The sequence below is a fragment of the Paraburkholderia sp. D15 genome (assembly GCF_029910215.1).
In the GTDB taxonomy this organism is placed as follows: domain Bacteria; phylum Pseudomonadota; class Gammaproteobacteria; order Burkholderiales; family Burkholderiaceae; genus Paraburkholderia.
In genome coordinates, this window is the sequence record NZ_CP110396.1 from 2,058,723 (window position 1) to 2,077,610 (window position 18,888).

Sequence of the window (18,888 nt, forward strand, 5' to 3'; positions counted from 1 at the left end):
ACCTTCTACTATAGACTCCGGCGAAACACCACGTGGGAAATGCGCTGCACCAGCAAGGCGGCGGCCAGCGCCGCGACGGCCGTCAGCCATACACCGATGTGAATGGACTGCACGAGCGCATCGCGCGCGGTATCGAGCAGCGCGAGCGTGTCGAGCCCGGACGGCTTCATGTCCGCGATCAGCTTTGCGCGCGACGCTTCGTCGATCAGCACGCGCAGATCGACGAGGCGCGGCCGCCATTGCGAGGCGGCCGGTTCGCCGAGCACGCTCAGGGTGCGTGTGACGACGTTGCGGTAATGATGCTGCACCACCGTGGCGACGATGCTGGTGCCGAGCATGCCGCCCACCATCCGCGTGGATTGCAGCAGCGCGGTCGTGATGCCGAAGCGTTCGCGTCCGGCGATCTCCTGGCCGAACACGTTCAGATTGTTGAGGATGAAGCCGAGGCCGATGCCGACCGCCGCCATCGGCAACTCGATCCACATGTGCGGCGTATCCGCATTGGCGAACGCGAGCGCGACCGACGCGCCCAGCAACAGCACGAAGCCGATCGACAGAATGCGCGTCGGCTTTTTCATGTGGATGACGATGCGCGTGTTCAACAGACTGCCGAGCGCGATGCAGGCGGCGATCGGCGTGGCAAGCAAGCCGGCCTGTTGCGGCGACAAACCGAAGCCGCCTTGCAGCAGCAGCGGCGCGAAGAAGATCAGCGAGAACATCACGAAGCCCGACAGCATGCCGAGCGTGAACAGCGTGACGAGTTGAGCGTCCTTGAACAGATCGAGCGGAATGATGGGATGCGTGGCGCGCTTTTCGCACACGAGCAGGGCCGCCGCGCCCACGATCACGCAGACCGCCAGCACCAGATTGCCCGGGCTCAAACCGTCTTTCGGCACGGCTTCGATCAAGGCCTGCAGACTGCCGAGCACGGCGGCGACGAGTGCCGCGCCGAGCCAGTCGATCTTCACGTCGCCTTCATGCGGACGGCGAAACGTCGGCAGATGCGCCCAGATGAAATACAGCGCCGCCGCGCCGACCGGCAGGTTGATCAGGAAGGTGGAACGCCAGCCCCAGTGTTCGCTCATCCAGCCGCCGAGCGACGGCCCCGCCGCCGTGCCGATGCCGTACGCGGCGGCCATCACCACCTGCCAGCGCACGCGGGCGCGCGGGTCGGGAAACAGATCCGGAATCGACGCGAACGCGGTGCCGACCATCATCCCGCCGCCGACGCCTTGCAGGCCGCGCGCGATCACGAGAAACAGCATGTCGTTGGCGACGCCGCACAACACCGAGGCGATGGTGAAGGTGACGACGGCGGCGATCACGAAGCGCTTGCGGCCGAAGTAGTCGCCGAGCCGCCCGAACACCGGCACCGTCACCACCGACGCCAGCAGATACGCGCTCGCGATCCACGCGTAGTACTCGAAGCCGTGCAACTCCGCGACGATGGACGGCAGCGCGGTGCTGACCACCGTCTGGTCGAGCGCGACCAGCATGTTGACGAGTCCGATGCCGAGCATCGCGAGCAGGGCGTTTCGGAAGGGCAGGGCGGCGGAGGGCGTCGTCGGATTCACGGAGCGGCTGAAGATGGGCAGATGAGGGCAAATGAAGGACGCGGCGCATGGGGGCGCGTCGCGGCAGCGGCCAGTGCTTGCCTCGACAACTCAGTCCTCTAGTTGTCTGACCTCTGCGACGACGATTATACGGGTATTCCCTGGCGAGAAACTATGAGGCCCGATTATTTGCCGGCAGGGCGGTCGCGCGCGAGGAGTCCATACAGCGCGCTGTCCGACACTTCGTCGCCGACTATCCAGCGTTCGCGCAGCAAGCCCTCGCGGACGAAGCCGAGCCGTTCGAGCAGTCGCGCCGAAGCGGTGTTGCGCGGATCGATATCCGCTTCGAGCCGCCGCAATTGAAGCGCGCCGAACGCGTGGGCGACCACGGCGCCGGCGGCTTCGCTCATGAAACCGTGTCCCCAATGGCGGCGCTTCATGCTGAAGCCGATTTCCGCGCGACGGCATGGGTCGTCGAGGCGGAACAGGTCGCAGTTGCCGAGCACTTCCCCGGTCTCGCGCAATTCGACGATGGCCACGACATCCTTGCCTTCTTCGGACGAGCTCACCAGCCGCGCGATGCGTTGCCGCGCCTGCTCCGGATCGGTCATCGGCGCAAACGAGAAGTAGCGCATGGCTTGTGCGTCGGACCAGATTTCGTAGAAGGCGTCGGCATCGTCGAGACGTGGGGGACGCAGAATCAGACGCGGCGTGGTGAGTGTGGTGAGTGTGGGGTGGCGGGTGACGGACATGGCGTGGCGTCGCGAGATGTGGCGCGAGAATGGGTGTGCCGGGATGGTAGCGGATACCGGCACGCGGCGGCGCCGGCGAGGGCGTCGGCGAAGGCGCCTTCGCAATCACCGACGCAATCGTCAACGCACGCATCAACGCCGCCGCGCGCTCCTCAGCCCTTCGCCCAGGCCGCCGCCGTTTCGATCGCGAAGTCGCGGTACGAGCGCGGGCGGTGTCCCAGCAGCGCCGTCAACCGCGCGACGTCCTCGTTCGAGGCCACCGCGCCGTCCTGCTGATAGCGGCTCACCATCAGACGCATGTCGTACGCGAGCCAGGCAGGCGCGACGGCCTTCAGACGCTGTTCGAGCACGTCGAGATCGTCGCCGCCGTATCGCACGCCGCGGCCCAGCGCCTCGGCCCAGATCGACGCCACGCGTTGCGCGTCGATCGCGTCCGGACCGACAAGCGCGTACGTTTCGCGCGGCAGCGGCTGCGCGGCCCGCTCTCGACGCAGCAATTCGAGCGCGGCTGCTTCGCCGATATCGCGCACGTCCACCATCGAGATGCCTTTCGCGCCGATCGGCATGCCGTACACGCCGTGCGCCAGCAACGCGTCCTTCAGGCGCACGTCGTTCTGGATGAAGTACGCGGGACGCAGCACGGTCGCCGGGATATCGAGGTGTTCGATCATCCGCTCGACCGTGTGCTTGCCGGTGAAGTGCGGCACGTCCACATACTCGGCGCCCTTGAACACGGACAGGTACACCACGCCTTTCACGCCCGCTTCGCGCGCCACGCTGAGGGCCTGCAGCGCCTGCGTCAGTTCGTCCGCCGCGTTCGGCGCGAGCAGGAACAGCGTGCTGACGCCGGCCATCGCGCGGCGCAGACCGTCGATGTCGGACAGATCGCCTTGCACCGCGGTCACGCCGGCGGGGAATTGCGCTTTTTCCGGCGAGCGGGTCAGCGCGCGAATCTCGACGCCCGCGCCGCTCAGTTGCGCGAGAACCTGCTTGCCGATAACGCCGGTACTGCCGGTAACGAGGATTGCCATGATGTTCTCCTTGGGTTGAATGGGCCGCGCTCGGCCCGTGAGAAGAACGATAGACGTTCCAATCCTCGCTAGATAGTGCAAAATCACAGACGGTTCGTCTCATAAATGGAACGATCATGGATTTGACCTCGCTGGCCGATTTCAACGCGGTGGCGCTGCACGGCGGCTTCGGGCCGGCCAGCCGGGCGCTGGACCGGCCGAAGGCCACGCTGTCGCGGCGCGTCGCGGAGCTGGAAGAACAACTGGGCGTACGGCTGATCGAGCGGGGCGCGCGCACGCTGCGCCTCACCGAGGAAGGCCGCATGCTGCACGAGCGCACGCATGGGCTGTTGACGGAAGTCCAGCAGGCGGGCGAAGACGTCGCGTCGCGTGCGCCGGTGCCGCGTGGACGCCTGCGGATCAGCGCGCCGATGGTGTTCGCGCACGTCGTGCTGGGCCAGATCGCGACGCGCTTCGCGCTTGCCTATCCGCAGGTCGAACTGGAGGTGGTCGCGGAAGACCGCGTGGTCGATCCGGTGGAAGACGGCTACGACCTCGTGATCCGCATCAACCCGCCGCATGACGAGCAACTGGTGGGGCGCCGGATTCTCGGCGACCAGCGCGTGCTGGTCGCGGCGCCGACGGTGTCGATTCCCGCCGGGTCGCCGGACGACCCGACGCCCCTGCCGGTGCCCGCGGTGATGTACACGACGGCATCGCGCGAGGCGACCTGGACCGTGCGCGCGGACGACGGCGGCACGCGCTCGTTCCTGCCGACGCCGGTGCTCAGCATGTCGTCGCTGCTGATGGTGCGCGACGCGGTGTTGAACGGCGTCGGCGCGGGGCTGCTGCCGCGTCTGCTGGTCGCGCCGGACGTCGCGGCGGGACGGCTGATCCGGTGGGGCACCGACGACGGACCGCCCGTCGAAATCTGGGCGCTTTATCATTCGCGACGCCTGCTGAGCGCCAAGGTGCGGGCATTCATGAATCTGTTGCAGGATTTGCCGGGATGGGAGCGCGACGCGGGTTAAGGCGTCGGCGCGCGCGGTTGCCGTGGGATTTTGAACTTGCCAGGAGAGGTCGTGGAAGATCGCGCAGCGTCGTTACCGGATTTGCACGCTCACGCCGTGCCGTGCGTGGCCGCGGCGTCCTATCCCGTGCGCGCGGGCAACCGGCTGCGCGCGTTGATCGATAGCGGGCCGGCGTTCCGGCGCATCTGCGAAGCGGTCGATGCCGCGCGCCGTAGCGTGTGGCTGACCGTCACCTTCGTCGCGATCGATTACGCGATGCCCGATGGACGCGGCAGCTTCCTCGACGTGCTCGATCGCGCGGCCGCGCGCGGCGTCGACGTGCGCGTGATCTTCTGGCGGCCGAATGCGCAGAGTAGCGGTTACGGTCAAACCTTCGCGGGCACGCCCGACGACTTCGCTTTGCTGCGCGCGCGCGGCTCGCGCTTTCTTGCACGTTGGGATCGCGCGGCGCGGGGCTTCTGCCAGCATCAGAAGTTCTGGTTGATCGACGCGGGGCAGCCGACGGAGACGGCGTTCGTCGGCGGTATCAATCCGACCTTCGCGGCGGTCGAGCCGGGGCATGCAGGCGAGGGCGGTCACAGTCGTCACGATGCGTATGTGGAGGTCACCGGTCCGAGCGCGACCGATGTGCATCACAACTTCGTGCAACGGTGGAACGAAGCGAGCGAGAGAGACGAGGCGGACGGCATGTGGCCGTGCCGCGGCGACGGGATTGAAATGGGAAACGCAGTTGACGGCGCCCACGCCATTGACGGCGCCCACGCCGCACCCAACGCGCCGTTACCCTTTCCCGAACGCCTCTCCGCACCTCGCGGCAAATCCGCCGTGCAAATCCAGCGCAATATCCATGCAGGCCGCTACCGTGTTCGACACGCGAGCCCCGGCGGCCTCGCCTACGACATCGAAGCCGGCGAGCATTCCATCTCCGATCAATACGTGCGGGCAATCCGCGCGGCGCGTCGTTCGATCTACATCGAGAACCAGGCGTTACCGGTGGCTTCCGTGGCCGCCGAACTCGACGCCGCACTCGAACGCGGCGTGCGCGTCGTGTATCTCGCGCCGGGCGAGCCGGAAGCCTACGTGCGGATGTGGCGCGAAGGCGGCGAATACGCGGCGTTCTTCGAACGGATCGCCGCGCTCGGCCGGCACGAACATTTCTCGCTGGCGGGCCTTGCCGGGCCCGACGCGACCGCCGGCCGCCATCATGTCTACGTGCACGCCAAGCTGATGCTGATCGACGACGCCTGGGCCACGATCGGCTCGTGCAACCTGCACGCGAACTCGCTGACGGGTCACAGCGAATTGAACGTCTCGGTATGGGACGCCGATTGGGTGCGTGCATTGCGCTGCGAATTGCTGCGCGAACATCTCGACGAAGACACGAGCGCGATGACCGATCGCGCGGCATTCACGCGATACGCATGCATCGCGCGTGAAAACGCGGCACGTTGGCGCGCGGGGCATGGCGCCTGGCAAGGCCTCGCGTTCGAGATCGAGCCGGCGGCGTACGGCGCGTGAACAGGCCGGCAGGTCTCGCCATCCATGCGTTTCGACGAAGGGTTTGTCTCTACGTAACTTGCCGCCCGGTTTGCCGATAAATGAATTGAACGGCTGTTTTCAACGCAGCCAATACAACAAAAAACTCGAAAGACTTCGTTCAATTCTTCGACACCGATCCGAGGCGCGGGCATGCATCGATTCAGTTTCACGCAGAAACTCTGGCTGCCGCTCGTCGTCAGTTTGATCGCGCTGCTCGCCGTGTCGGTGTCGGCGGCGTGGCTGTCGCGCCAGACCCGCATCGAGGAGCGCAAGCACGATCTGGTCAATGTCGCGCACGTGGGGCTCAGCATCGTCGCCGAATATGCGGCGCTCGCGCAAAGCGGTGCGCTGGGCGAGGCCGAGGCGCGCAAGCAGGCGCTCGAACGTCTGCGCGGCATCCGCTACGGCGAAGACGGCTATTTTCTCGTGATCGACTCGACGCCGCGCATGATCATGCACGCGGTCAAACCCGCGTTGAACGGCAAGGAACTCGCCGCCACCGCCGATGCCGACGGCCGTCACCACTACGTGACGTTCGCGCGTGTCGCGCAGGCGCCGCAGGGCGGCTTCGTCGATTACGTATTCCCGCATCCGCAGGACCCGCCGTCCGCGGCGGTCGGCAAGATCGGCTACGTGGTGCGCTACGCGCCGTGGGACTGGATCATCGCAACGGGTGCCTACGTCGACGATATCGACGCCGCGTTCCGCGCGTCGCTGTACTTCGTCGGCGGGTTGTTTCTCGCCGTCGCGCTCCTGCTGTCGGCGCTGGTGAGCGTGATCAATCGCAGCATCCGGCGCACCATCGGCGGCGATCCCGCGTATGTGGCCGAGGTCGCCGGTGAAATCGCGCACGGCAATCTGGCCGTGCCGATCCGCACGCGCGACGGCGACGAGGTGAGCCTGTTGCGCACCATGCACCGCATGCGCGACGCGCTGTCCCATACGCTCGAACAGATCAAGGGCGCCGCCGATAAAGTAGCGACCGGCGCGCGCGAAATCGCCGGCGGTAATGCCGACCTGTCGGCGCGCACCGAGAGCCAGGCGGCCTCGCTGCAGCAAACCGCCGCGAGCATGGAACAGATGACGGCGATGGTCCGGCAAACGGCGGAGAACGCGCGCACGGCGAGCCAGTTGACCGCCAGCGCGGAGCAGATCGTCCATCGCGGCGGCGAGATGGCCGCCGAGGCGGTGGCGACCATGCAGGACATGTCCGCGCAATCGCAGCGGATGGTCGAGATCATCGCGGTGATCGAGGGGATCGCCTTCCAGACCAATATCCTCGCGCTCAACGCGGCGGTGGAAGCCGCGCGGGCCGGCGAGGAAGGGCGCGGCTTCGCGGTGGTGGCGGGCGAGGTGCGCACGCTCGCGCAGCGCAGCGCGTCGGCCGCCAAGGAGATTCGCACGCTGATCAGCCACGCGGCCGAGAAGGTCGCGAGCGGGGCGGGGCTGGTCGACCGGACCGGCGCGTCGATTCACGATGCGCGCGACGCGATCGCCAGGGTCTCCGGCGTGATGCGCGATATCGCCGCCGCCGCTGCCGAGCAGAGCGCGGGGATCGATCAGGTCGGCGACGCCGTCACGCAGATGGACAGTGTCACGCAGCAGAACGCGGCGCTCGTCGAGCAGGCGGCGGCGGTCGCGCAGACATTGACCGAACAGGCGCGGCTGCTGCAGGTGTCGATCGCGTCGTTCCGCTTGCGGGATGGCGCGGATCTGGCGAGCAGGGCGCGCAGCGACGGCACAGCGGGTTATGCAGGCCGTGCCGGCTCCCGCCCGCGATCAACCAGCGACCGCCATACGCGCGAGTTGGCCGGCACGCTGTGAGTTGGCACGAAATCGCTAGATTCACCGGCATCGTCCGGACGAGTGGGCCGAATATAATCAGCCAGCGTTCGGAGGATCTGATGTGCATCGCATTTCGACATCTTCGTTCAAGGCGGTATCGCGTCGGCAGGCGCGGGTGGCTCGACATGCCGCCTTGATGTGCGGCGTTGTCGCGCGCGCGGGCATCGTCAATGTCATCACCAATGTCGTCGCCAATGTCATCGGTATCGCAGCGCTGATCGCGTGTCCGCACGATGCCGGCGCGTACGCGCCGGATAGCGGCAACGTCGCGTTATATGGCGTGCTCGACACCAGCATCGAGGTCACGAATCCGGGTTCGGGTTGGGCGGCGCGTGTCGATTCCGGCGCGTATCGCGGTTCGCGGGTCGGCTTGCGCGGCGCCGAGCCGATCGGCGGCGACACCTACGTGACGTTCACGCTCGAAAACGGTTTCAGCACCGCCGACGGTACGTTGCAGAGCCCCGGCCTGCTCTTCAACCGCCAGGCGTGGATCGGCGCGCGGGGCAACTGGGGCGAGCTGCGCTTCGGGCGTCAATACTCGCCGCTCTACATCCCGTTCAAAGGCGATCTGGACGCGTTCGGCGCAGGCACGATCGCATCCGGCCTGAACAACCTGTCGAAGATCACGCCGTACACCAATAACGCGATCGCCTATCTGTCGCCGCGCGTCGGCGGATTCGACGCGACCGTGATGATGGCGACGCGCGATCCGTCCGAAAGCGACGGCAGCGGCATCGACGGCTATGACCTCACGGCCGGTTATCAGATCGGCAACGCCCGGCTCTCATACGCGCGCCAGCAGACGCACGGCGCGGGCGCGTTGCGCGCGAATCTCGGCGGCGCGAGTTATGCGTTCGAGCGGGTCCGCGTATGGCTGGCGTTTTTCAACGGCGAGGGCGGCACGCCGCTCTATCACGGCGCGGGCGGCTCGCTGTCCGCGCAATACAGCCTGTCCGTGCAGGCGCGGGCCTCGTTGGGCTATGCGCACGTGCGCGACTTCACCGGCGAGGGCGCGAGCGCGGATCAGTTCAGCGCATCGTTCGAATACGATCTGTCGCGCACGCTGCTCCTGTACTTCACCGCGGCCTACCTCGCGAATCACGACGACGCGAGCTTCACGCTGCGCGGCGTCAACGTGACGGGCTTGCCGGTTGCGTATCCCGGCGCGCCGGTCAAGGGCGTGCAGCTGGGCGTGGTGCAGCGCTTCTGAAACGTGTTGCTCATCCGGTGCATACGTAGTGCATATGCGGTGTTGTAACGAATCGATCGGCGTGGACCATAGAGGCTTCTCTTGATTGACATCGCTTTGTCATTCGTTACAACGATTTGAATATCGCCGCGATTATCGACGATCGATGGTCTAAAGCTTTCAGAATCATTTAATTTTTCTATCGCGCGAACATCTCTTAAATAAGTAGGAGAAGCGCTTCTATTTGCCCGGCGACGCGGGAATAAAAAAGGCCGACACAGCGTGTCGGCCTAAAGACTCTGGCGTCCGAGGATTGCATGCCAGAACCTGAGAGACGATAACGGGCCGGCTTTGCAGCCGATGCGGCGAATTCGGAACGTGTTGCTCGATCTCGAAGCCGGGTGGGCCTGTGCGAGGTTTCGTGCGAGCCGGCACTGTTGCTGTGCCGTCATGGTAGGCGAGATATTAAACCAAAAACGAGTGCTTCAAACATAAGCAGGCTAATAATTTTTTGCACCGTCAGCGCACCCTCAATTTAGCGTCGGAAAAAGCCGATAACCTGTCGGGATTTCCTGAATGTCAATTCGGTTCCTGCTCGTCCGATGTCGTATCGCGAACGGCGATTCACTGTTCGGTAATCGCGCGGGATCGCGGCTTTTGTTTTCGGCGCATTTCGCGACTGCGACGAATGTTTAGTGCCGGCTGCTAAACAGGGCGTCCATAATATGAATTCGCGCGATCGCGCGTCATGCGTTCGCATGGAGTGGTTGACCTATACTCGACTCACTCTGCAAGGCCGCCCACTCGTCGTCATACCAACAAGACGGAGCCTCACATGCCTGTAGCGATGCGAACCGCGGCCCTCGGGCTGCTGACTGGTTTCACGTTGTGCGCCGGAGTCAATGTGCAGGCGGCCGCCGATTGCGATGCGGCGTGTCATGCGCGCGGCGGTCTGCGCGATCATCGCGTGTCGTTGCGGCTCGATAGGGCGGCATTCGCGAAACTGCTGGCATCGAATGCGCAAGGGCGGCAACTCGCGCAGATCGCCGGCGAACCGGCTTGCGGCGTCGAGATCGTGAGCTTTCGCTATCGCACGATCGGCGGCGCGGGCGAAGCGACCCAGGCCAGCGGCGCGCTGATGCTGCCGACCGGCGGCGCATCCGCGTGCCGCGGTCCGCGGCCGCTGCTGCTCTACGCGCACGGCACCACGCCGTATCGCCGCTACAACCTCGCCGACATCACGCAGACGGACCCGGCCAACGAGGACGGCGCGGGCGAAGGTCTCAGCGTTGCCGCGATGTACGCGGCTCAGGGCTTCATCGTGGTGGCAAGCAATTACGCGGGCTATGCCGGCTCCGATCTGCCGTACCACCCGTATCTGAACGCCGACCAGCAATCCGCCGACATGATCGACTCGCTGCACGCGGCGCGCGTCGTGCTGGGCGACCTGAAGAACAAACACGCGACGCACGAGAACGGCAAGCTGTTCATCACCGGCTATTCGCAGGGCGGCTATGTCGCCATGGCCACGCATCGCGCGTTGCAGGCGGCCGGCGTGACCGTGACAGCGTCCGCGCCGGGTTCGGGACCGTACGCGCTCGCCGCGATGGGCGACGCGCTGATCGAAGGCGAAGTGAATCTCGGCGCGACGCTGTTCACGACGATGATCGTCAACGGCTATCAGCGCGCGTATGGCAACCTCTACGGCAAGCCCGGCGACTTCTACGAAGCGGCCTACGCGCCTGGGATCGACACGCTGCTGCCGAGCACGCAGCCGCTCGACGCGCTGTTCGCCGCGAAGAAGCTGCCGCCGTCGCAACTGTTCAGCAGCGTGCCGCCCGCGCCGCAATTCGCTTCGATGACGCCGCCTGTCGCTGCATCCGCCGAGTCGACCGGTGCGTCCGGCGGCGCGATTACGCCGGTCGCGTTGACGCCGATGTTCGCGGCGGGTTTCGGCCGCGCGAATCTCGTACGCAATACCTATCGCTTGAGTTTGCTGGAGGATGCCGCCGCGAATCCCGATGGCGCATTCCCCAACGCGACCGCGGCTCTCACCCCGGCTGCCCATCCCCAGCAGCCGCTGCGTCAGGCGCTGGCGCGCAACGATCTGCGCAACTGGCAACCGCACGCGCCCGTGCTGATGTGCGGCGGCCAGGCGGACCCGATGGTGTTCTTCTCCAACGCGCGCATCGAAGCGGCGTACTGGCGGAACGCGAAGGTGCCGGCGGGGCTCGCGTCGGTGCTGGATGTGGATTCACCGGCCACCGGTTCCGACGATCCCTATGCGCCGGTCAAGCAGGGCTTCGCGAGCGCGAAGGCTTCCGTCGCGAAACAGGCGGTGGCGAACGGCGCGACCGATGGCGGCGCGTCGGCGGTATTGCAGGCGTATCACGGCGAACTGGTCGCGTCGTTCTGCATGGTGGCGGCGCGGGCGTTTTTCGCGAACTTTTGAGGCGGGGTGGGGCTCGTTCCGGCTACGACGCTCCGTTGCCGCTGGTGTCACCAGGCGCTTCGTGTTCCATTGCCGCGTTCACCAACGCGGCAACCGCGGTCGCCCCAGCTTCCTTGCGTTCGCTGTAGCGATCGGTCAGGTAGTCGGCACGGTCGCGAATCAGCAGTGTGAACTTGAACAGTTCTTCCATCACGTCGACCACGCGGTCGTAATACGCCGATGGCTTCATCCGTCCGTCGCCGTCGAATTCCTGATATGCCTTGGCGACGGAGGACTGATTCGGGATGGTCACCATGCGCATCCATCGGCCGAGCACACGCAACGCATTGACGGCATTGAACGACTGCGAGCCGCCGCACACCTGCATGACCGCGAGCGTGCGTCCTTGCGTGGGACGTACACCGCCGCTTTCGAGCGGTAGCCAGTCGATCTGATTCTTGAAGACGGCGCTCAGCGTGCCGTGGCGCTCTGGACTGCACCACACCTGACCTTCGGACCACACGGAAAGTTCGCGAAGTTCGGCGACCTTGAGGTGGCTGGCCTCCACGCTGTCCGCGAGCGGCAGACCGTGCGGATCGAATACGCGCGTCTCGGCTCCGAGGCGGCGCAGAATGCGCTCGGCCTCCAGCGTCAGGAGCCGGCTGAACGAAGTGGGACGCAACGACCCGTAGAGCAGCAGAATGCGCGGCGCGTGCGCGGAGATCGTATGCGGTTCCAGCTTTTGATGATCCACTGTGTGGAAATGTGGATCGCGGAGATTGGGCAAGGTGTCCGGCACTACTTCACCCTTCGTCCAGCCTGGTCGATAACCTGCTCGCCGTCTTCCTTCGCGAACGCCCCTTGCTGTCCGGCGGGCAGGAGATCGAGTACGCGCTCCGATGGACGGCACAAGCGAACGCCGAGCGGCGTCACGACGATCGGACGATTGATCAGAATGGGATGCGCAAGCATTGCGTCGAGCAACTGCGCGTCGCTCAGGCTCGGATCGCCGAGCCCGAGTTCGGCGTACGGTGTGCCTTTTTCGCGCAGCAGATCGCGCGTGCTCAGGCCGGCGCGTTCGATCAACTGTTCGAGCGTGTCCCGCGTGGGCGGGTGCTTCAGATATTCGATGATGTCGGGCTCGATACCCGCGTTACGAATCATCGCCAGCGTGTTGCGTGACGTGCCGCAATCCGGGTTGTGATAGATCGTGACGTTCATGCGTTGGCTCCTGCGATGGCCCGTCCTGCCTCGTACCACTGTCGCGAGCGGTTCACCACGCCGACGACCAGCAACATCACGGGCACTTCAATCAGTACGCCGACGACGGTGGCCAGCGCTGCGCCCGAATGGAATCCGAACAGGCTGATCGCCGTGGAGACCGCGAGTTCGAAGAAGTTGCTCGCGCCGATCAGGCTCGACGGTCCCGCGACGCAATGCGCGACGCCGAGCCGTCGATTGAGCAGATAGGCGAGGGCAGAATTGAAGAACACCTGGATCAGAATCGGGACGGCGAGCATCGCAATGACGAGCGGTGCATCGACGATCGCCTGACCTTGAAACGCGAATAGCAAGACCAACGTCGCCAGTAACGCGCCGATCGAAAATGGCGCGATGCGTGCGATGGTTTTCAGCAGATGTGCCTCGCCGCGTTTGAGCAGCCGGCGGCGCAGCAGTTGGGCGAGGCCGACCGGCACGACGATATACAGGCCGACCGATACCAGCAAGGTGTCCCACGGCACGCTGATCGCCGACAAGCCAAGCAGTAGTGCGACCAGCGGCGCGAAGGCCACGATCATGATGGAATCGTTCAACGCCACCTGGGAGAGCGTGAAATACGGGTCGCCCTTGCAGAGTTGCGACCAGACGAACACCATCGCGGTGCAGGGCGCGGCGGCGAGCAGAATCAGTCCCGCAATGTAGCTGTCGTGCTGGCCGGCCGGTAGCCACGCTGCGAACACGTGACGGATGAAGAGCCAGGCGAGCAGCGCCATTGAAAACGGTTTGACCAGCCAGTTGACGGCCAGCGTGACGCCAATGCCGCGCCATTCGTTTCTGACTTGTGCCACGGCGGCGAAGTCGATTTTCAGCAGCATCGGCACGATCATGATCCAGATCAGGAGACCGACGGGCAGATTGACGTGCGCGAGTTCCATGCTGCCGATAGCCTGAAACAACCACGGCAGCGCTTGACCCAGCACGATGCCGCCGCCGATGCACAGCACCACCCATACCGTGAGATAGCGTTCGAAGAAACCGATGCTCGCCGGCGTGTCGCGCGGCGGTTTCGAAGTCGCGGCGTTCATTTTTCGCAGCACCCTGGAAGGGTGTTGGCGCTGCAGGAGGCACCCGCGCAGCAGTTCTCCGTGAGGAAGCCGATCAGATCCGTCATGGTGTCGAAATTCGCCGAATATAGAACGAAGCGGCCATCCGGACGAGAATCGACGAGCCCCGCGTGGGACAAGTCCTTCAAATGGAAGGACAGACTCGACGGGGATAGACCCAACTGCTGCGCGATTTCTCCGGCCGCGATGCCATCGGGCCCTGCCACGACCAGCAGACGGAAAATCGCGAGCCGCGATTCATGAGCGAGTGCGCCGAGCGCGCGTACAACGAGGTTCGAGTCCATGGAGAGAACGATACGCGATTCATTTCGATATTTCAAGAGTTGTTGAAATGATAGTGGGTGTGAATACAATGTTTGACTGCAGATACCGCCTACCTGTGACCGACGATCGCGGCGACGCTTGCCTCGCTTCGGCGCGTCCCAAGTTGCACCGCCCCCGAATCGAATAATCCAATGACCGTCACCATCCGCACCGAACATCCCGCCGACATCACAGCGATCGAACAACTCACCCGCGCCGCGTTCGCGGATGCGCCGCACACGAGCGGCACCGAACAGGCCATCGTGAATGCATTGCGGCGGGCGGGACAATTGTCGCTATCGCTTGTCGCGCAGCGGGGCGGCGACATCGTCGGACATGTCGCGCTGTCTCCCGTGTCGGTCTCAGATGGCACGGGCAACTGGTTCGGCCTTGCGCCGGTGTCGGTGCTGCCTGCGTGTCAGCGCGAAGGTATCGGCTCGCGTTTGATCCAAGCCGCGCTCGCGCATTTGCGGCAGACGGGCGCGGGCGGTTGCGTGGTGCTCGGCGATCCGGGCTATTACGGGCGTTTCGGTTTTGTGGCCGAGCCTCGGCTTGTGCTGCCGGGCGTACCCGCCGAGTACTTCCAGTCGATCTTGCTCGATGGCGCGTGGCCCAATGGCGAAGTGAGCTATCACGAGTCGTTCAACGCCACGCAATAGCCCGCAACGCGCGGCGCTTGACCGCGCGAGTCGTCAGTTGCCGAACAGCGATCCTTGCGCGTCGTGATCCGGCGCAGGACGGGTGGCTTTAGCGCGGGTTCTCTCGTCGCCCGCGCCCTTGCCCTTGCCGTCGGCCTTCGACACATCCGCGTTCTTCTCTCCCTTCAGCACGACGGCGGCGTCCCGCGCCGCCGCCGTTGCGTTCGAAGGCCGCGCACCGGCGCCATCCGCCGCTGCCTCCAGCGACGTCTGCCCCGCTTCGAGCGACAGCAGCAACATCTTGTTCGCCAGCCCGCCCGCGAAGCCGGTCAACTCGCCGGACGCGCCGATCACGCGATGACACGGCGCCACGATCGAAATTGGATTCCTGCCGTTCGCCGCGCCGACCGCGCGCACGGCATTGACATTGCCGACCTGCACCGCGATTTCCGAATAGCTGCGCGTTTGCCCGAACGGAATCGTCAGCAGCGCGTGCCACACTTTCTTCTGAAACTCGGTGCCCTGAAAATCGAGCGCGAGATCGAACGCCTGGCGACGGCCGGCGAAATACTCGTTCAGTTGCCGCTCGGTGTCGAGCAGGATCGGCCGGTCGTTCTCCTCGACCATTGCGTCGAGCCGGACCCGGTTCGGCTTGTCGTGCTCCCACAGAATCGCGGCGAGCCGTTCGCCCCGGGCGACGAGCTTCAATTGCCCCACGGGCGAATCCATCAACTTGTATGCGTACGTCACGGTGCTGCTCCTGGTTTTCGCTTTCGACTTCATGGAGAAGCATGACAGATGTCCGCGTCGAACGGGGCGCGTTGCTGACAATCACCCGATTAGCGCCGGACATCGCCCTCATTTCCGTCGATCGCGGTCCCGCGCCTGACGCTAAGCTTTCGTTGAAAATATTTCCATGACGCGGGCTTGGTCGAACCACAATCTATGAACGTTACAACATCCGACGACTTCATCGGCGTGCTGCCGAATCATCGTCTGTCGAAGCTTTTTATCGTGCTGGGTTACCGCGACGGCACGTTCTCCGCGATCCCGAACAAGTTCTTTCGCGACTGGACGGACGAGGAGCCGCCGCACGGCACGTTCAACATCGGCCGTTGCACGTGCCTGGGCGTGGGCTCGATCGCGAAGTACGACGCCGGTCTGCAAAATCTGAGCGTCGGCAAGTACGTGTCGGGCGGCCTGCGCGTCAAATTTCTGCTGAACGGTCAGCACGAAATCCGCACGATCTCGACGTCGATGTTCGCGTTCCAGGAAGTCGGACTGTCGAGTCCGCCCCAGCCGCAACACAGCGACATGATCGTGCACAACGACGTGTGGATCGGCGACGAGACGATGATTCTCGGCGGCAGCGTGATCGAAAGCGGCTGCGTGCTCGGCGCGCGTGCGCTGATACCGCCGAATTTCCGTACCGAGCCCTACGGCATCTATGTCGGTTCGCCCGCGCGCCTGGTGCGTTTCCGTTTCCCCGAGAAGGTCCGCGAAAAACTGCTGGAACTGAAGTGGTGGGACCAGCCGCTGGCATGGCTGAAGAAGCACAATCAGGCGTTCCTCACCGACCTGAGCGCGGACGAAGGGCGCGCGCTGGAAATCCTCACCGAATTGCAGCGCGACCAGGTCGATCAAGCGACGGCCTGAGCGGCCAGAGCCGCCATGATTGCGCGATCATGACGCGGCGACACCTCGCCGCGCACGTCCGTTCATCGTGTGACTGAGTAGAATCGATACCCTCGGTGCGCTGTGCACCGGTCATGGATATCCAGACTACGATAGTGACGACGACACTTGAACAACTGCGTGCCGGCGAGCTTGCCGGCGCGCGCCATCTCAAACTCGCCTGCGGCCTGAGCGAATTTCCGCGCGAGATTTTCGATCTCGCCGACACGCTCGAAGTCCTCGATCTGAGCGGCAACGCGCTGCGCTCGCTGCCTGACGATCTGGCGCGGCTGAGCAAACTGCGCATCGTCTTCGCATCCAATAATTGCTTCACCGAATTGCCCGAAGTACTCGGGCAATGCGCTCAACTGCGTCTGATCGGATTCAAGGCGAACCAGATCGAGCGCGTGTCCGGCAACGCACTGCCGCCGCTGCTGCGCTGGCTGATTCTCACCGACAATCGCATCGACACGTTGCCCGACGAGATCGGCGCCTGCACGCAGATGCAGAAGCTGATGCTGGCGGGCAACCGGCTGCGTACCTTGCCCGACTCGCTGGCGGCATGCTCGCGGCTCGAATTGTTGCGCCTCGCCGCGAACCGGCTCGACGCGTTGCCGGCATGGTTGCCGCGCATGCCGCGGCTCGCCTGGCTCGCCTATGCTGGCAATCCGTTCAGCGCCGCACTGGAAACATCGGCATTGGACGACACGCCGATCGCCGCGATTCGCTGGGACGCGTTGCAACTCGCCGAGGTGCTGGGCGAAGGCGCATCCGGCGTCATCTATCGCGCGATATTGCGGGAGGCGGATGGCCAAACCGCGCGCCCCGTCGCGGTCAAGCTGTTCAAGGGCGCGATGACCAGCGACGGTTTGCCCGATTGCGAAATGGCCGCCTGCATTCAGGCGGGCGCGCATCCCGATCTGATTCCGGTGACGGGTAAGGTGAAAGGCCATCCGGCGGACACGCATGGACTCGTGATGGAACTGATCGATCCGCGTTTTCGCAACCTCGCCGGACCGCCGAGCCTCGACTCCTGTACGCGCGATGTCTATGCCGACGGCACGCGCTTCAATCCCGCTACCGCGTGGGCGATCGCATACGGCATCGCATCGGCGGCAAGTCATCTGCATCGGCGTGGTGTGATGCATGGCGATCTGTACGCGCACAATATCCTGCACGACGGCGACGCGCATGCGCTGCTGGGCGATTTCGGCGCGGCGTCGTTCTATCGTACGGGCGACAGGGAAGCCGGCGTTGCGCTTCAGCGCATCGAAGTCCGCGCGTACGGATGTCTGCTCGGAGAATTGCTCGACCGCTGCGACTGGTCCGGCACGCAAGCCGAACTGTCGCGAGAACTTGCGGTGTTGAAGGACAATTGCCTGAGCGAGGCGATCGAGCATCGTCCGTTGTTCGATGAGATTGCCGCCGCTTTGCTGGCGTTGAAACCCGCGTGAATACTGCAAGGATGCCGAGCGTGCACCGCGACGGAAAGACAATACGGGTGTGCATGCCGGCGTTTCGTCCGCTCAGTCGAGGAGGACACAGCTCATGACGCAGAACAGGTCCGGAAGCGAACACCATCGTGCGCAAGGCCGGGACGCGGCGCCGCGCTCTGCTTCGCGTCGCCGCATCGTGTTCGCCGGCGCGTTGGGGGCGTGGGGCGCGGCAGGTCTCGCGATCTCGCCACCGCTGTTCGCGCTGCCGGACAGTCCGCTGAAGATCGGTCTCGTGCTGAAATCGCTCGCCGATCCGTTCACCGTGGCCATGCAGAACGCCGCGCGCAATTACCAGCAGCATTACGCATCGCAATTCGCGTTGACGATACGCGGCACCGCGACGCAGGGCGATACCGCCGTGCAGATCCGCATGGTGGACGACATGATCCGCGCGAAGATGAACGCGATCGTGGTCGCGCCGACCGATTCCAAAGCGTTGATCGCGGCGATCGCGCGCGGCATCAAGGCAGGCGTCGTCATGATCACGATCGACAATCCGCTCGACGATGCCGAGCAGGACGCGGCCGGCATCTCGGTGCCGTTCGTCGGACCGAACAATCGCAAGGGCGCGTTGCAGGTCGGCAATTACCTTGCCGCGCGGTTGAATGCGGGCGACGAGGTCGGCATTATCGAAGGCAGTTCGGCGGACCGTAACGCACAGCAGCGCACCGCGGGTTGCAGGGACGCGATGAACGCGGCGGCCATCAAGGTGGTCGCGGTGCAGTCCGGCGAATGGGATTACGCCAAGGGCCGCGACGCCGCGGCAGCGATGCTCGGCGAGCATCCGCGCATTCGCGCGCTGCTGTGCGGCAACGACAACATGGCGATGGGCGCTGTCGACGCGGTGCGCGACGCCGGCCGCTCAGGCAGCGTCGCGATCACCGGCTATAACGACGTCGACGCGATCAAGCCGTTGATCGCCGATGGCCGCGTGCTGGCCACGATCGATCAATTCGCGGACCGCCAGGCCGTGTTCGGGCTCGACGTCGCATTGAAGGCCGTGACCGAGCATAGAAAGGAGAGTGATCTGTCGAGGGTGATCGAGACGCCGTTGCAACTGGTGACGGCGCCTCGGCGTTGAG

The 18,888-nt window shown here is 64.9% G+C and carries 17 protein-coding genes; 9 read left to right on the forward strand and 8 right to left on the reverse strand.

Features of this window, described 5'->3' with window-relative positions:
- Positions 1-8: 8 nt before the first annotated feature.
- From LFL96_RS28990 to LFL96_RS29000, 3 genes are all read right to left on the reverse strand, one after another.
- Positions 9-1,520, reverse strand: a complete 1,512-nt coding sequence (locus tag LFL96_RS28990) for an MFS transporter (protein ID WP_281003886.1) — start codon at positions 1,518-1,520, stop codon at positions 9-11.
- Positions 1,521-1,738: 218 nt separating this feature from the next.
- Positions 1,739-2,305: a GNAT family N-acetyltransferase gene (locus LFL96_RS28995; protein WP_281001331.1), complete on the reverse strand. Its 567-nt coding sequence runs from the start codon at positions 2,303-2,305 to the stop codon at positions 1,739-1,741.
- A 152-nt stretch (positions 2,306-2,457) separates the two neighbouring features.
- Positions 2,458-3,336: an NmrA family NAD(P)-binding protein gene (locus tag LFL96_RS29000; protein ID WP_281001332.1), complete on the reverse strand. Its 879-nt coding sequence runs from the start codon at positions 3,334-3,336 to the stop codon at positions 2,458-2,460.
- A 116-nt stretch (positions 3,337-3,452) separates the two neighbouring features.
- On the opposite strand from LFL96_RS29000, the gene LFL96_RS29005 reads away from it, so the two are divergent.
- The 5 genes from LFL96_RS29005 (at position 3,453) to LFL96_RS29025 (ending at position 11,371) form a co-directional block, all read left to right on the forward strand.
- A complete protein-coding gene (locus LFL96_RS29005; RefSeq protein ID WP_281001333.1) occupies positions 3,453-4,346 on the forward strand; it encodes a LysR family transcriptional regulator in 894 nt (297 codons plus the stop codon).
- Between the two features lie 51 nt (positions 4,347-4,397).
- Positions 4,398-5,864, forward strand: a complete 1,467-nt coding sequence (locus LFL96_RS29010; RefSeq protein WP_281001334.1) for a phosphatidylserine/phosphatidylglycerophosphate/cardiolipin synthase family protein — start codon at positions 4,398-4,400, stop codon at positions 5,862-5,864.
- Between the two features lie 171 nt (positions 5,865-6,035).
- Positions 6,036-7,709 (forward strand): methyl-accepting chemotaxis protein, encoded by a 1,674-nt coding sequence (locus LFL96_RS29015; RefSeq protein ID WP_281001335.1) that lies wholly within the window; start codon positions 6,036-6,038, stop codon positions 7,707-7,709.
- 82 nt (positions 7,710-7,791) lie between these two features.
- Positions 7,792-8,940: a porin gene (locus LFL96_RS29020; RefSeq protein ID WP_281001336.1), complete on the forward strand. Its 1,149-nt coding sequence runs from the start codon at positions 7,792-7,794 to the stop codon at positions 8,938-8,940.
- An 814-nt stretch (positions 8,941-9,754) separates the two neighbouring features.
- Positions 9,755-11,371 carry an alpha/beta hydrolase gene (locus tag LFL96_RS29025; RefSeq protein ID WP_281001337.1) on the forward strand — a complete coding sequence of 539 codons (1,617 nt, stop codon included), beginning with the start codon at positions 9,755-9,757 and terminating at the stop codon, positions 11,369-11,371.
- A 22-nt stretch (positions 11,372-11,393) separates the two neighbouring features.
- Here LFL96_RS29025 and arsH read toward each other — a convergent pair whose 3' ends face one another.
- Genes arsH through LFL96_RS29045 form a run of 4 tightly spaced genes read right to left on the reverse strand, consistent with a single transcriptional unit; the run spans position 11,394 to position 13,979 of the window.
- Positions 11,394-12,149 (reverse strand): arsenical resistance protein ArsH, encoded by a 756-nt coding sequence (gene arsH / locus LFL96_RS29030; RefSeq protein WP_281001338.1) that lies wholly within the window; start codon positions 12,147-12,149, stop codon positions 11,394-11,396.
- A complete protein-coding gene (gene arsC / locus LFL96_RS29035) occupies positions 12,149-12,571 on the reverse strand; it encodes an arsenate reductase (glutaredoxin) (protein WP_281001339.1) in 423 nt (140 codons plus the stop codon). The genes arsH and arsC overlap by 1 nt, the downstream gene beginning before the upstream one ends.
- A complete protein-coding gene (gene arsB, locus LFL96_RS29040; protein ID WP_281001340.1) occupies positions 12,568-13,656 on the reverse strand; it encodes an ACR3 family arsenite efflux transporter in 1,089 nt (362 codons plus the stop codon). Before arsB ends, arsC begins: the two co-directional genes overlap by 4 nt.
- Positions 13,653-13,979 (reverse strand): metalloregulator ArsR/SmtB family transcription factor, encoded by a 327-nt coding sequence (locus tag LFL96_RS29045; RefSeq protein ID WP_281001341.1) that lies wholly within the window; start codon positions 13,977-13,979, stop codon positions 13,653-13,655. The genes arsB and LFL96_RS29045 overlap by 4 nt, the downstream gene beginning before the upstream one ends.
- Before the next feature lie 171 nt (positions 13,980-14,150).
- On the opposite strand from LFL96_RS29045, the gene LFL96_RS29050 reads away from it, so the two are divergent.
- Complete coding sequence (locus LFL96_RS29050) at positions 14,151-14,657, forward strand: N-acetyltransferase (RefSeq protein ID WP_281001342.1); 507 nt, start codon at positions 14,151-14,153, stop codon at positions 14,655-14,657.
- Positions 14,658-14,690: 33 nt separating this feature from the next.
- Here LFL96_RS29050 and LFL96_RS29055 read toward each other — a convergent pair whose 3' ends face one another.
- The gene (locus LFL96_RS29055; protein ID WP_281001343.1) at positions 14,691-15,386 is read right to left on the reverse strand and encodes a methylated-DNA--[protein]-cysteine S-methyltransferase; all 696 of its coding nucleotides are present in this window, start codon (positions 15,384-15,386) and stop codon (positions 14,691-14,693) included.
- Positions 15,387-15,581: 195 nt separating this feature from the next.
- On the opposite strand from LFL96_RS29055, the gene LFL96_RS29060 reads away from it, so the two are divergent.
- The 3 genes from LFL96_RS29060 to LFL96_RS29070 all read left to right on the forward strand — a co-directional run bounded on the left by LFL96_RS29060 (position 15,582) and on the right by LFL96_RS29070 (position 18,887).
- Complete coding sequence (locus tag LFL96_RS29060) at positions 15,582-16,292, forward strand: acetyltransferase (protein WP_281001344.1); 711 nt, start codon at positions 15,582-15,584, stop codon at positions 16,290-16,292.
- A 134-nt stretch (positions 16,293-16,426) separates the two neighbouring features.
- Positions 16,427-17,764 (forward strand): protein kinase, encoded by a 1,338-nt coding sequence (locus LFL96_RS29065; protein WP_281003887.1) that lies wholly within the window; start codon positions 16,427-16,429, stop codon positions 17,762-17,764.
- Positions 17,765-17,858: 94 nt separating this feature from the next.
- A complete protein-coding gene (locus LFL96_RS29070; RefSeq protein WP_281001345.1) occupies positions 17,859-18,887 on the forward strand; it encodes a substrate-binding domain-containing protein in 1,029 nt (342 codons plus the stop codon).
- The last annotated feature ends 1 nt before the right edge of the window (position 18,888 follow it).